The organism is Maridesulfovibrio frigidus DSM 17176, assembly GCF_000711735.1.
GTDB lineage: Bacteria > Desulfobacterota > Desulfovibrionia > Desulfovibrionales > Desulfovibrionaceae > Maridesulfovibrio > Maridesulfovibrio frigidus.
Map to the genome: position 1 here is coordinate 133,702 of NZ_JONL01000003.1, position 13,532 is coordinate 147,233.

Below are 13,532 nucleotides of genomic sequence, written 5' to 3' on the forward strand. Positions count from 1 at the left end.
AGTTGTACCGGTCTTTTCCTTTTAGTTCGATTAAGTTGAGTGCTGAAGAACTGTGGAAACGTAATCCTGAATTTTAATAAGAATTTCAGGAGAAGGTTTATCAAAGGTTAAGCCTAGAGCAATTTTGCGAGAATCTTTCGTGGCCCTTTGAACCTTGCACGGAATAAAACCATCTTTTTCTTCAATGAAATACGGGCAGAATAGCTTAACGTCATCTCCAATTTCAGGGAAAATAGATGTATCATCCTTGAGGTAAGTTATTCCGCATCCGCTGCTGCTGAGATCTTCGACAATAGTCAAATATTTTTGTTTTTCGATTATGACATCTGCTTCAAGGAAGCAGTTAATTCGTTTATGTCTTCTGAGATTATAAGTCTCTATGCGCTTGGGGTATTTTAAAAAAAGTATTTTATCGGGAGAGTTTATCAGCTTTATGATGTTGGTTTTAAAACCAGAGGCTACTCCCTCAAAAATGTAACGAACAGTCGCTTCATTGCCAGAGTACAGGTATTCAGACCAAATAGCCTTATCATTGGGGTGAACCATAGGCTCTTTAAGGAGAACGTATTTTGACGGATAGCCGCCAAGAACTATGGAAGGAGCCTTATCATTAAGACCTCCTAGTTCGATTGCCACTCTAAGCCCTGGTGTGCATGCTGCCTTTAACTTGGCACTTTGACTCATCATTTTTTTGTCTTCTTAAGTATATATGTTTTAAATTTGTGTGCCCATTCTAAGTCTGGCTGAATGACTAAAGCTTTGTCAATATGATTTAAAGCTTCATTAGACTGCCCTGCGTCAAAGTAAGATCTTGCAATATTAAAATGAAGATTTTCATCTTCCTGATTCAATTCAATCGCTTTCTTATAAAAATTTATGGACTCTTCAAAAAGAGATTGTTTGCGGAGAGAAATAGCAAAAAGATTAAATTCCTGTCTTTGGGCTTCTAAGAAAACAGAATCATTTTTTAAGAGTTTATTAACTATTTTAGATAGTTTAGTGTAGTTCTGTTTGCTGCAGAGAACCGAACCCATTCCTAAATTTGCTTTGGGGTTTGCAGGGTCAATGAGTAGTGCTCGTGCAAAAGATTGCTCTGCATCATCAAGTTCGCCCTTTGCAAATAAGTCTTCACCTTTCAAAATCTTCGCATTGAGAGATTTTAGTGCAGGAAGAGTTTTTCTTTCATAATAATCTATTTCAGGGCTGAATGATGTGAGAAACTGTCTTTTAGTTAGGGTTGTTACCAACCCAGAAGGTATAAATCTCTCATTTAAAGGTTGAACATGATACTGGTCAACTCCTGTACGAGTGACGTAGTAGTATGTTTTGTGCTCGGATTTTTGGAGGGTGGTTCCCGCCCCTGTCTTTTCCTTCGTGTTCTTGGAAAAGACCCCGAGTACTTGATTAAGATCATCCATATATTCTTTCTCCAAAGAATGAATCAGAAATCTCAGCCTATGAGACAAATGCTAAAAATGTTTAAGTCGCTTAAAAAAGTTTTTTGCTTACAAGGTAACTAAATAAGGATGTTACACCGTAAAAATACTATTGTGATTTGCGGATATCCGCGATTTCAAAAGCTTACTGTTCACAACTTAAGTGATATAAGTCGCTCTTTGTAAAATCTTCAATTATTATTGTTTGTAATTAGTAATCGAATAATTTGCTGAAGCGTTTGTAATATAAGCATAGTTTGTCGATTTGTCGATTAGAATATTATTATTGTCTTTCTTTGTGACAAATTATAATTAGTCCATGATCAAAATATATTATAAATAATAATAGTTAATGAAAAAGCCTACTTGCATGTAAGTAGGCTTTTGAATAGTTTTCTAATTTATATTCGTCCTTCTTCTACTGCGTGGCATACGACCAACCCTTCACTGCCGACTTTCATACTCTGCGGTATTTCCATCCGGCAACGGTCATTAGCATGCGGGCATCTACCATTAAAAACACAGCCTGTAGGCAGGTTTATTGGTGTAGGAACGTCACCTGATAGGTGAATATGTTTCTTACGTTTTCCGCCAACTGTTGGAATTGCGGAGAGCAGGGCCTGTGTGTACGGATGCCTAGGTGATGAGAACAGTTCTTTCGCCGGCGCCAGCTCACATAGACAACCAAGATACATAACCGCAACTCTGGTGCTTATGTGCTCAACAACCGACAAGTCATGGCTGATGAACAGGTAAGTTAGATTGCGCTCTTCCTGTGCATCCATGAGCAGATTAAGTACCTGCGCCTGAATTGAAACATCAAGTGCCGCTATAGGCTCATCTGCTACGATAAATTCAGGATCTACTGCCAGCGCCCGTGCGATGCTGATTCGTTGTCTTTGTCCACCCGAAAATTCATGCGGATAGCTATTTGCCCACTCTGGGTCCATTCCAACGCTGCGCATTACTTTGTGAAGACGTCCTTTTGCGTCACCTCGCGTAATGCCTTTGTTGTGAAAATAGATCGGCTCTTCAATTATCTGGCGGACTGTCATGCGCGGATTAAGTGACGCATACGGGTCCTGAAAAACCATCTGCATTTTGGTGCGGAACGGAAGCATTTGTTTGGAAGAAAGCTGATCAATACGCTCGCCCCCATAATAAACTTCTCCGCTGTTAGGCGGGTAGAGACCCATAATAGTTCTGGCAAGTGTGGATTTACCACAGCCGGATTCGCCAACCACACTCAAAGTTTCGCCTTTTTTGATTGCGAAGCTGATGTTATTTACAGCTTGAACAATTGTATGGCGTCGCGTGATTCGTCCGTTTTCCATTGTTAACTGGTCAAGCAAGCCTCCGGAAATATCGAAGTGCTTAACCAGATTTTTTACTTCTACGAGGGAATCGGTCTGCATGACAAATCTCTATTATTTATCGGCATGGTGACAAGCCACCAGAATACCGGATTTATTCGGGGCAAGCTGCGGAACTTCAACTTTACATATGTCCGTACAAATGGTGCATCTGGGATGAAAAGGACAACCTGACGGCATGTTGAGTAGTGAGGGCATCGCGCCTGGAATCTGAGTCAACCTGTCTCCAGCACCGCCACTTTGCGGCAATGCCGCGATAAGTCCTTTTGTATAAGGATGTGCCGGATTAGTTGTAACTTCGCTGGTCAGCCCCGTTTCGACAATACTACCTGCGTACATGACAGCAATTCTTTCCGTTACTTCAGAAACTACAGCTAGATCGTGCGTGATAAGTATCAGTCCCATATCATCAGTCAGGCAGAGTTCAAGGAGTAGATCCATTATCTCTGCCTGAATAGTAACGTCGAGCGCTGTAGTCGGCTCATCTGCTATAATCAGGGAAGGCTCAGTAAGTAGTGATATAGCGATTACAATGCGCTGTCGCATACCTCCGGAGAATTCATGCGGGTACTGGGCGAGGCGTTTTCGCGGTGAAGGGATATAAACTTTTTTGAGCTTTTTAAGAGCAATCTCTTCAGCTTCTTTATAGGATACATCCATGTGCGCTAAAACAGTCTCTGTCATCTGAGTTCCGATGGTGAGAACCGGATTAAGGGTCATCATCGGGTCCTGAAAGATCATTGAGATTCTGTTGCCGCGAATGTTACGAATCTCTTCACTGGACATTTTAGCCAGATCTTTCCCTTCAAACAGAATTGATCCACCTGAGATGTAACCCGGCTGTGAAATAAGTTTGATGATGGAGAAACCTGTCACAGATTTACCTGCCCCTGATTCACCAACTAAGCCCAATCTTTCGCCTTTATTTAAATTGAAACTCACATTACGCACAGCCCTTAGAGCTCCGGTACGCAACGCGAATTCGACGCTTAAGTCTTTTACTTCGAGTAAGTGTTGCATTCTTTATCCCTTATACAGCTTGGGGTTCAGGAAATCTCTAAGCCAGTCACCAAGTAAATTGATAACTAGAATGAGGACAACAAGTACAATTCCCGGGAACATAGTGATCCACCACGATCCGCTGAAAATGTACTCAAAACCCACGTTGATAAGTGAACCAAGTGATGGCTGAGTGACGGGCATTCCAAGTCCGACAAAGGACAGGGCCGCTTCGCTCATAATAGCATTCGCAACTTGAATTGTTGAAATAACAAATACCGGAGAAAGAGTATTGGGGAGAACGTGTCTCCACATTATACGTGTTTTTGATAGCCCTATGACTTTAGCGGCTTCAACATATTCTTTCTTTTTTTCCGCCAGTACGGAAGCGCGGACAGTTCGTGCATATTGAGGCCATTCTGCAAATCCGATAATCAGGATAAGTAGCGGAACTGCAATTTCTTCATATTTTGCAAGACCGAAAGCCGCCTGAAATATTGCGGAAATAAAGATAGCAACCATGTATGTTGAGAATGAAAGCTGTACGTCCGCAATTCGCATCAAGATTGATTCGACACTTTTGCCCATGAATCCGGCAATAAGTCCGACGAATATTCCTATGAATGCTTGTAGGGCAACAGCTCCGAATCCGATAATAAGAGATACTCTCAGGCCGTAAAGCATGGTTGAGAACAGATCCCTTCCCTGTCCGTCAGTGCCGAATAGGAAATCTGGATTTCCACCGGGCAACCATGCTGGTGGAATCTCGGCATCCATAATGTTTATGTTTATGGAGTCATATGGATTGAAGGGAGCAATGAGGTGCGCCGCAAATCCCAATATGAGAAACACAACTAGGATGCAGAAACTGGTAAGAGCGACCGGGTCGCGTAAAAAGTCGTGTAGAAAATATGACTCTTTAAATCTTTGTAATCGAGATCTAGTTTTCATTTTCGCCCCGTAATTCTTACTTGCGGATTGACAAGGCCGTAAATGACGTCAACCAAAGTGTTAACAATGACAAAGATCAATCCGACAACAACCAGATATGCAACCATAAGCGGCGCATCGCCGCGTTCAACTGCTTCGATGAACATGAACCCCATACCCTGCCACTGAAATACAGTTTCAGTAAGGATGGTGAACGCGATCATAGTTCCAAGCTGTACACCCCCGACGGTGATAACTGGGAGAAGTGTGTTTTTGAAAGCGTGAACAATAAATACGCGGCGCGGGGCAAGTCCTTTAGCCCATGCGTATTTGATGTAATCGTTCTGAAGAACTTCCATCATTTCAGATCGAATGAGGCGAATAAACAAGGGCAGCATAATTGATGACAATGCAATGGAAGGCATAATTAGGTGTTTGAGACCGTCTAAGGTCAAAAGTCCTGTTCGCCAGCCCCATAGGTTGATAGTCTCACCGCGCCCGTATGAGGGAAGCCAGTGCAGTTCTACCGAAAAAATGTATATCATTAAAATTGCGGTCAGGAAGACGGGGATAGAAACTCCCAGAGTCGACCCTCCCATGATAATTCGTGAGAATATCGATCGCGGATTAATCGCAGAATATATCCCTAAAGGTATCGAGAAAAATACGATAATGAGCGCGGCACAAAACACAAGCTCAAGGGTTGCAGGCGCTTTGCTGAGAATGACCTTAAGGGCAGATTTTTTGTAGAAAAAGGATCTGCCGATATCGCCATGCATAGCACCTTTTATGAATCTACCGAACTGAACCAGAAAAGGATCATTCAGGCCAAGCTCGTTTCGTAGTTTAGTCCGTTCTTCTACCGAGACAGAAACTCCGGTGATTTCCCTGATAGGGTCTCCGAAGCTCTGCTTAATGGCAAAACCAATAAAACCGATAACCACCATAACTATGATCGCTTGCGCGATTCTTCGTACTATAAAAGCAAACATATGCACTTCATTTCAAAGGGGAACCCCAGTTGGGATTCCCCTTTGTTATTTGTATTAGGTTAAGAAGATCAGTTACTTGATGACAAGATTGCCGAAGTAAGGGAAGTTCTGAACGTTGACGATATCATCAGTGTTCATGTTGTTCTTGCTGGCCCATGAAAGGTTCTGCCAGTGTAAAGGAACAAATGCTGCGTCGTCGTAAAGTGCTTTTTCTATTTTCTGAAGAAGAGCACTACGTTTTGCAGTGTCTGTTTCAGTCTGAGTCTGGATAGTCATAGCGTCAACTTCTGGGTTGCAGTATTGACCGCTGTTGTACTGACCGTAGCCTGTTTCAGTGTTCGGGCACATGAGAAGGAATTCTGTGTAGTTAGCAGAATCTTCAGTATCAGGATGCCAGCCGATCATCTGAATGTCAGCAACGCGTGCATCAAATTGATCCCAGTACTGTGCTTTTGGCATAGTCTTGAGGCTTACTTTGATACCGATTTTACCGAGCATGGAAACAAATGCTTCCGCGATCTTTTCGTCGTTAACGTAGCGGTTGTTTGGTGCGATCATAGTACACGCAAAACCGTCTGCGTAGCCAGCTTCTTTCATGAGCTGTTTTGCTTTTTCAAGGTCGTAGCGAGGAGTAAGAGCTGAATTGTAGCTAGCGAATTCTTTTGGACCCTGCTGAGCTGCAACTGTTGCAAAACCTTTCATTACTTTTTCTACGATACCAGTGTTGTCTGTTGCGTAGATGATAGCCTGACGGACTTTAAGATTCTTGAAAGGCTCAAAACGTTTTGAATTAAGCTGGAAGGTGATGACGCGTGATCCGGACATTGTGACAAGCTCAAGTCCTTCGGTGGATTCAATGCGCTTAAGATCCTGAGGAGGAACAGGCATAATGAAATCAACATCGCCAGAAAGAAGGGCGGCTACGCGAGTTGCGTCATTCTTAATAGGAGTAAGGATGATTGTTTCAACGTTACCTTCTTTAGCCCAGTACTGTGGGAAAGCTTTGAATACAGTGCGAACACCTTGTTCACGCTCAGCAACGATGTATTTACCTGTGCCGGATTCGTTGATGTTTGCGAAGGAAGGTCCAGTCTTAACGATAGCATCCTTGGCCTGTCCGCTTTCGTCTTTACCTGTGTAGAATTTGCTATCCATTGGAAAGATGTAAGTAGCCATGTTCAGGAGGAGTCCGTAAGGCTTCTTGGTGATTACGTCGACAGTGTGTGCGTCAACAACTTTAGCTTCTGCGAAAGGCTCGAAAAGACCTTTGAAGTCAGGGCTAACTTTGAGGCGGTTAATTGACCATACAACGTCTTCCGCTGTAAATGGGTTTCCACTATGGAAGGTTACACCTTTACGAAGATGAAAACGCATGGTGGTGTCATTGATGTGTTCCCATGATTCCGCAAGGCGAGGCTCGAAAGAACCGTCTTTTGCCCAGCGCACGAGTGGATCAAATACCATGTGTGCGTACTGTATCATACCACCGGAAAGCTGTACCTGAGGGTCAAGAGATACTGGGTCAGCATCCATTGCCAGTTTCAGGACTTTTCCTGCATCTGTAGTTTCTTCTTTTTTTTCTGAGCTACAGCCGACTAGGCCGAGGGCCAGAATGACCACAAGAGATAGAAATACTAATGAACGTTTCATCCTCACACTCCTTGAAAGGTAAAAACTGTAATAAAAAATCAGACATCCTTTAAACAAATGACGCTCTAAAAAAGGTCATATCTCTAAACATGAAAATTAAAAAACCCATTCTGCCCACTGCTTCCCCTTGCCGTGCGCATCTCTTAGTATTACACTCGATTTAACATTTATTCAAATCTTTAACTTATTGAAATGACTTATGAAAAATATTATGTTGTTTGAAATTGTCGATTTCTTGAAAAAACGTCAACATTTGTTGCATTTCGGCAAAAAATACAGGGCTGCACACCTTATTACGTATATACTGATTATGGTCAGCTTTTCAGGTTGTGCTGCTTTAAATCCATTCGCAGATTCTATTCCTGAGTACGATCTTGATGGTACACATGAAATGGAGTTGGTAATGATGCCCGGAGATTCTGTAGCATTTGATATGCGAAACCCAGGATCGGGAGGATATCTTTTTGATGGAGTTACTTTTGATCCGAAGCTTGTGAGTCTTGAAAAGTATAATATTTTGAAAGCTGATTCCGGTAGGCTTGGTGATTTTGGGCGCTGGCGGTTTGAGTTTAAGCTTCTTAAAATTGGTGAAGCAGTGGTCATTATCAATATAAAGAGAGCAAATGAGGATCAGCGAGATTCTTATAAAATCGTGACCTTAAGCATAACAGAGGAAGGGGAACCCTTTTTCGAGTGGTAGTTGTAGGTTTTTGTGAATAAAAAAAGGCGGAATTTCGTATACGAAATTCCGCCTTTTAACGTTTGTTCTTATTAATACTTATTCAAATCTTTGATCCAATTTCATTAAAGAGTAGTCTAGCAGGGTACTCTTTGGACATATTACCGCGAGCATTTTAGTTGGGCTCAGGTAAAGGTTGGTCCAGTCAAAATGGATAATGACTTTGTTTGGTGCCACTTCTTCATAGCTTTGCACAGTAGGACGAATGTCTTTGTCTTTGAATCCTTTTTTCGTCTTGTGCTTAATTACATATTCTTCTGATTCCAGAAAATTACGAAGTTCAGCCATTCTTGCCGCTACAGCTTCATCATCGCCATTAAAAGTGATGGCGAAATCTTCGATTTGCGGCTGGGGTTGCTTGCGTGAAAGTGTAAGTGTGTCCGCTCTGGTCATGAGAATACCTATTGGCATTTGCTCATTTAGTCTTTCAACTACTTCTTCTGAAGTGAGTTCCGTGCGGTACATTACGTTCATCCATTCAGCCTGACTTTCTACGGCCACCGGCAGTGCTCGTCCAAAGGATATCAGCGGCATGGGGTGGAACCCTTGAGAGAATGTCAGTGGAAGTTTTGCTCTGCGCATTGCTCTTTCGAAAACAGGGGCAAGGTCTAGCTGGCTTAAGTAAGCTGTTGTTCCTGTTTTTGTGTACCAGATGCGGAAATGGCTGCCCTTGATTCCAAGGTCTGGCTTTTCTTCCTGAACAAATGGTGGAACTTCGCCAGTCTGGTCTCTTTCGGTGAAGACCATCTTCGGGCGGATATCACTTTCAATAGCCTGATCCTTAAGAAGCGACTTGCGCCCGTCAAATTCGCAGACTCCGCAACTGTTGCATTCTGCGTAACGACAGTCATCGGTCATCTTTTCTTTGAAACTGCGATTCCTTTCTGTCAGCAGGTATTTTTTGCTGACACCGCTTGAAATATGATCCCACGGAAGTCTTTGATCTACATCGCGCGCTGCGAGATAATCTTCCGGAGATAAGCCTTCTTCTTTCATTGCTTCAAGGAACTCTGGCAGACTCATATGGTCTTTCCAGCTTGTGAATATGGCTCCGCGTTCGTATGCCTTCTGCACAACTGGGCCTAGTTTGCGGTCCCCGCGTGAGAAAATACCTTCAAGGAAGCTCATACGCGGAATGTGAAATTTTAGTTTGATGCGCTTATATTTGCTGAACTTTTCGCGCAGGTAATCAAGTTTCTCATTAATTTCATCAAGGGAGCTTTGGCGTTCCCACTGGAATGGTGTGTGCGGTTTAGGCACGAAAGGAGAAATTGCAGCGGAGATCTGCATGACTTTGACATGCGGTCCTCCGATGTCGCGAACCTTGACGCAAAGGTCGAGGATTGCATCCAGATCTTCAAATGTTTCCGTGGGCAAACCGATCATGAAATATAGTTTGATGCTCTGCCAGCCATTTTCGAATAGCATTTGCGAATGATCAAGCAACTGCTGTTCGGATATCCCTTTATTGATTACATCACGCAGTCTCTGGCTTCCGGCTTCAGGAGCCAGCGTTGCGCCGGTACGTCTGATGGTTGCAATGCGCTCCATGATAGGAGCGGAAAGTGATCCAACGCGCAGGGAGGGCAGTGAAATTGAAATCTGTTCAGCCGCACAGTGGTCAAAACTTTTTGCAAAAAGAGTATCGAGGGCAGAATAGTCGCCAGTACTGAGTGAGAGATATGAAGTCTCTTCGTAACCTGTTTTATCAAGGCCTTTCATCAATGTATTGGTCAACGTTTTAGGAGTACGTTCTCGAACCGGACGGTAGATTACACCAGCCTGACAGAAACGGCACCCTCTGGTGCAACCTCTGGCAATTTCAAGAGTGAGCCTGTCGTGGATGGCTTTACCATATGGAAGAACCTGATTCTCAGGGAAATCTATAGGATTTAGGTCGTCGACAATGGCTTTTTCAACAGAAAAATCACCTGGATTTTCGGGATCGAAAAATGAAGGGATGTAGATGCCTGCGAGTTTCGAGAGAGCCGTAAGTTTATCAGCTCTTCCCAGTCCCTTTTCTTTACAGTCGGCAATTGTTTCAAGAACACGCAGAATTGATTCTTCTCCGTCACCAATCATCATGACATCTAAAAAGTCTGCCATTGGCTCCGCATTGAAACAAGCGCCTCCACCAGCAATAATAAGCGGGTGATCTTCAGTCCTGTCGGCTGCCTTAAGTGGAATTCCCGAAAGGTCTAACATGTAGAGCACGTTAGTATAGCACAGCTCATGCGTCAGGCTAATTCCTAGGGCGTCAAGATCTTTGACAGGGGTGTCGCTCTCAAGGGTTGCCAGCAATTCATCATGCTCGCGCATTATTCCTGCTGTTTCCTGACAAGGAACATAGGCGCGTTCAGCGTAGAAATCAGGATTGTTGTTCACGATTTCGTAGAGAATTTTTTGTCCAAGGTAAGACATCCCAATTTCGTATAGATCTGGAAAACCGAGAGCTATATGAACTTTGACAGAAGCCAAGTCCTTGTGAACGGTTCCCCATTCGGAACCAAGATAACGTGTAGGACGGGGCAGGAGGGGGAGTAGCTTTTTCAAGTGTATTACCTGTGAAAAAAAGATTTAACTGCGATATTGCCGGAAATATTGAGCCGGAAATTTAAACTGGAAAATATACGAATAGAAATCGGGGAGTCTTGTTTAAGACTCCCCGTACTAATTATTTCTTGAGAAGCTCTGAGATATCGGAAACGTTTCCGCCGCCCATTCCGCCACCTAGGCTTCCGCCAAGTCCGCCGGAGGAAAGAGTAAGCTTGCTGGAAGCTTCAAGGTACTTAGTAGATACATCTTCAGGGCAATTTTTGTATTCATACATAATGTGCTTGCCGTCGAGTTCTCCTTCGATTTCGTTGTCGAAGGGGTAGCCGAAAGGTAGAATCATCATTTGTACACCCTGTTCGGCAGGAACAGTCTGAAGTACAGCAGGATCAGAGATGATATTTTTTTCAGCATCCCATTTACCTATAACCATTTCGCCATTAACCAGTTTGAAAAGCTTTACATTATAGCCCACTAGAACTCTCCTTGAAATTAAGTGCCATTATAAAAAAAGACCGGAAGATGAAAAGTCCGTTCCGGCTTCAAAATTGCGCATTGCAGTAACAAGAGAGAATTAGTGATTGACCTGTGACCTGTCAAGCATATCTACCTTAAAAGGGAAGAGTTGTTTTACTTAATTTAAATAGAAGATCCCTGCCTATGTGTGTCATAGACAGGGATTTTTAAAGAAACGGTCAACGGGGTCATTTCATGACCGCTTAGTTTTAATGGCTATTAGCGTATTCTGGCTGTCCGGAAAGTTCTTTTTTTGGGGCTTTTACAAGTGAGATAGCAATGGATCCCAATATACAGCAAGCTCCGCAGATGGTGAATGCCATAGGGAAGTTTCCTAGATCGCCAAGCTGTCCACCTAACATTGGGCCGAATATTCCGCCTACTCCGTAAGCTAAGAATACGTATGGGTAGTTCTGTCCAACATTTTTTGTCCCGAACGTATCCGCTGTCATGGTCGGGAAGAGAGCAAAGTTGCCACCGAAGTTAAAGCCGATAATTGTTGCTCCAATGTACAATAAGTATTCATTTCCGGCCATGCTTGTGAAAGCAAGCAGTGTTACACCCTGAATTGTCGTCATCATAAAAATTGACATTTTACGTCCAATTTTATCGCTTGCGATCCCCCATGCAATTCTTCCTATTCCGTTTGCAAGGCTAAAGAAAACAGCCATCGCGGTTCCAGATATTGCACTTGATTCTGCTGCTGAAAGTCCCTGTGCTTGAAGTGCTTCCATCGGGTAAAGTTTCATAAGTCCAATGGACATAAGGCCTGCAGCAGCACTAACCGTAAAAGTTAAAAATATAAGAATAAACTGTGGTGTTTTAAGCATTTCTCTAAATGAGAAATCAACTTCTTTTTTAGCAGTTTTACCGGAGGATGTTACTTCTGGGTTGTATCCTTCAGGCAACCAGCCTTCGGGCGGGAAAACCATCCATGTTCCGCCCAGTGCGATCATCGCGAAAAAGAGAACTCCATAGATTGAAAAGGTCATGGAAAGGCCAAAATCGTTTATGAGATTCCCCCATGCTCCAGCGAGTTTTACCCATGCCATTGCACCAAATCCGAAACCCGCAACAGCAAAGCCGGTGATGAATCCTTTTCTATCCGGGAACCAGCGCATACCAACTGCGATAGGTACAGCATAGCCGAATCCGATGCCTGCGCCTCCGATAACTCCGATAAAGAGACAAAGAGCCGGGAAGCTGGTGCCGCCGAACATTCCTGCAAGAGCGTAACCTGCGCCGAGAACAATCCCACTCAGCATTGCGAGTTTTTTAGGACCCCAAACAGCCATTTTTTTACCTGCCCAAACCATGGAGAGGGCAAAAGTTACAAGGCCGATGGAGAAAACAGCCTGAGTCTGAATCTTAGTCCATCCGTCTTGAATAAGAGAGGGAGTAAATACAGACCATGCATAGATTGCTCCGAGAGCCAGTTGAATAAGAATAGCTCCCAGTACTGCAAACCATCTGTTCATTATTTTTTGTTCACTCATTTGTCCTGCCCCCAGTGTTGAGATTGAAAAAAAGCCCTTTCTGCTGTTTTAATTGTGTGCGCTCACTTCTGCGGGTGACCGCCTCTTCCATTTATGAATTAAAACACAGACTAATTTTCAGTGCATTCCATTTTCGGTGAACGGCATGAAAAATAACGAAAAAGTAGTTTTAACCTAGTTTTTACCGCCTATCGCTGGATTTTTGCCGCTGGCAGGGAGGATTATTTCAAAATCATCTCACTATATGTCTGACGCCAGCCTTTTGGGTGAACGTTTACTCCAGGTTTCAAATAACCGACAGCTATAAGCATAGGAATCCAATAATTGTCGGGGATATTAAACTCTTTTTTCACGCCGTCATGATCGAAACCATCCATAGGATGGGTCTCAAGACCTTGCGCCGATGCTGAATACATTAGTGACATAGCGAATAAGCCTGCATTCTTATTGGCAAAAGCTTGTGACGCCTCACTATCTCTTCCGTAAAGTCCTGTGGTTGCACCTAAAAACCAGTCGCGCTGTTCGGGCTGCATTTTTCCAGATTCAAGATTGTCTTTAAAAACACTTTCTAGTGAACTACTTCCTTCTTTCCAACCATCACGGTCGGCTAGAACAATTAGTATAACTGGTGCTTCGGTGACTTTTGGCTGATCGAAGGCAAGCTTTTGAAGCACAGCTTTTTGTTTATTGTCGCGAAGTATCTTCAACTTCCATGGCTGGAGATTGTAGCTGGAAGGCGCTTTTGCTCCGTTTTCAATAACGGTTTTTAAAAGAGCTTCGTCGACATCGCGTTCTGTATCGAAATAATTAACAGCTCTTCTTTTGGTCAGAGTATCGTTGAAATCCAT

12 protein-coding genes are annotated in these 13,532 nt (G+C 43.3%); 1 reads left to right on the top strand and 11 read right to left on the bottom strand.

Annotation, left to right across the window (positions count from 1 at the left end):
* Positions 1-30 precede the first annotated feature (30 nt).
* From BR06_RS0107895 to BR06_RS0107925, 7 genes are all read right to left on the bottom strand, one after another.
* Positions 31-687 carry a PilZ domain-containing protein gene (locus tag BR06_RS0107895; protein ID WP_031481928.1) on the bottom strand — a complete coding sequence of 219 codons (657 nt, stop codon included), beginning with the start codon at positions 685-687 and terminating at the stop codon, positions 31-33.
* A complete protein-coding gene (locus BR06_RS0107900; RefSeq protein WP_031481929.1) occupies positions 684-1,418 on the bottom strand; it encodes a tetratricopeptide repeat protein in 735 nt (244 codons plus the stop codon). The genes BR06_RS0107895 and BR06_RS0107900 overlap by 4 nt, the downstream gene beginning before the upstream one ends.
* A 419-nt stretch (positions 1,419-1,837) precedes the next feature.
* Positions 1,838-2,851 (bottom strand): ABC transporter ATP-binding protein, encoded by a 1,014-nt coding sequence (locus BR06_RS0107905; RefSeq protein WP_031481930.1) that lies wholly within the window; start codon positions 2,849-2,851, stop codon positions 1,838-1,840.
* Positions 2,852-2,863: 12 nt separating this feature from the next.
* The gene (locus BR06_RS0107910) at positions 2,864-3,829 is read right to left on the bottom strand and encodes an ABC transporter ATP-binding protein (RefSeq protein WP_031481931.1); all 966 of its coding nucleotides are present in this window, start codon (positions 3,827-3,829) and stop codon (positions 2,864-2,866) included.
* Positions 3,830-3,832: 3 nt separating this feature from the next.
* Positions 3,833-4,759: an ABC transporter permease gene (locus BR06_RS0107915; protein ID WP_031481932.1), complete on the bottom strand. Its 927-nt coding sequence runs from the start codon at positions 4,757-4,759 to the stop codon at positions 3,833-3,835.
* Positions 4,756-5,730 carry an ABC transporter permease gene (locus BR06_RS0107920; RefSeq protein WP_031481933.1) on the bottom strand — a complete coding sequence of 325 codons (975 nt, stop codon included), beginning with the start codon at positions 5,728-5,730 and terminating at the stop codon, positions 4,756-4,758. Before BR06_RS0107920 ends, BR06_RS0107915 begins: the two co-directional genes overlap by 4 nt.
* 72 nt (positions 5,731-5,802) lie before the next feature.
* Positions 5,803-7,380: an ABC transporter substrate-binding protein gene (locus BR06_RS0107925; protein WP_031481934.1), complete on the bottom strand. Its 1,578-nt coding sequence runs from the start codon at positions 7,378-7,380 to the stop codon at positions 5,803-5,805.
* Positions 7,381-7,579: 199 nt separating this feature from the next.
* Between BR06_RS0107925 and BR06_RS0107930 the strand changes: the two genes are divergently transcribed.
* Entirely contained in the window at positions 7,580-8,080 is a 501-nt protein-coding gene (locus BR06_RS0107930) for a hypothetical protein (protein ID WP_031481935.1), read from the top strand.
* A gap of 78 nt (positions 8,081-8,158) precedes the next feature.
* Here the strand turns inward: BR06_RS0107930 and BR06_RS0107935 are convergent, their stop codons facing one another.
* The 4 genes from BR06_RS0107935 to BR06_RS0107950 form a co-directional block, all read right to left on the bottom strand.
* The gene (locus BR06_RS0107935; RefSeq protein WP_031481936.1) at positions 8,159-10,672 is read right to left on the bottom strand and encodes a TIGR03960 family B12-binding radical SAM protein; all 2,514 of its coding nucleotides are present in this window, start codon (positions 10,670-10,672) and stop codon (positions 8,159-8,161) included.
* A 121-nt stretch (positions 10,673-10,793) separates the two neighbouring features.
* Positions 10,794-11,147: a hypothetical protein gene (locus BR06_RS0107940; RefSeq protein ID WP_031481937.1), complete on the bottom strand. Its 354-nt coding sequence runs from the start codon at positions 11,145-11,147 to the stop codon at positions 10,794-10,796.
* A gap of 250 nt (positions 11,148-11,397) precedes the next feature.
* Positions 11,398-12,684, bottom strand: coding sequence for an L-lactate MFS transporter (locus BR06_RS0107945; protein WP_031481938.1), 1,287 nt, complete (start codon positions 12,682-12,684; stop codon positions 11,398-11,400).
* A 221-nt stretch (positions 12,685-12,905) separates the two neighbouring features.
* Positions 12,906-13,532, bottom strand: coding sequence for a nitroreductase family protein (locus tag BR06_RS0107950; protein WP_031481939.1), 627 nt, complete (start codon positions 13,530-13,532; stop codon positions 12,906-12,908).

Excerpts from the sequence above, each read along its gene's own strand:
- BR06_RS0107895 (WP_031481928.1), bottom strand. The coding sequence starts at position 687 with ATGATGAGTCAAAGTGCCAAGTTAAAGGCAGCATGCACACCAGGGCTT.
- BR06_RS0107900 (WP_031481929.1), bottom strand. The coding sequence starts at position 1,418 with ATGGATGATCTTAATCAAGTACTCGGGGTCTTTTCCAAGAACACGAAG.
- BR06_RS0107905 (WP_031481930.1), bottom strand. The coding sequence starts at position 2,851 with ATGCAGACCGATTCCCTCGTAGAAGTAAAAAATCTGGTTAAGCACTTC.
- BR06_RS0107910 (WP_031481931.1), bottom strand. The coding sequence starts at position 3,829 with ATGCAACACTTACTCGAAGTAAAAGACTTAAGCGTCGAATTCGCGTTG.
- BR06_RS0107915 (WP_031481932.1), bottom strand. The coding sequence starts at position 4,759 with ATGAAAACTAGATCTCGATTACAAAGATTTAAAGAGTCATATTTTCTA.
- BR06_RS0107920 (WP_031481933.1), bottom strand. The coding sequence starts at position 5,730 with ATGTTTGCTTTTATAGTACGAAGAATCGCGCAAGCGATCATAGTTATG.
- BR06_RS0107925 (WP_031481934.1), bottom strand. The coding sequence starts at position 7,380 with ATGAAACGTTCATTAGTATTTCTATCTCTTGTGGTCATTCTGGCCCTC.
- BR06_RS0107930 (WP_031481935.1), top strand. The coding sequence starts at position 7,580 with ATGAAAAATATTATGTTGTTTGAAATTGTCGATTTCTTGAAAAAACGT.
- BR06_RS0107945 (WP_031481938.1), bottom strand. The coding sequence starts at position 12,684 with ATGAGTGAACAAAAAATAATGAACAGATGGTTTGCAGTACTGGGAGCT.
- BR06_RS0107950 (WP_031481939.1), bottom strand. The coding sequence starts at position 13,532 with ATGGATTTCAACGATACTCTGACCAAAAGAAGAGCTGTTAATTATTTC.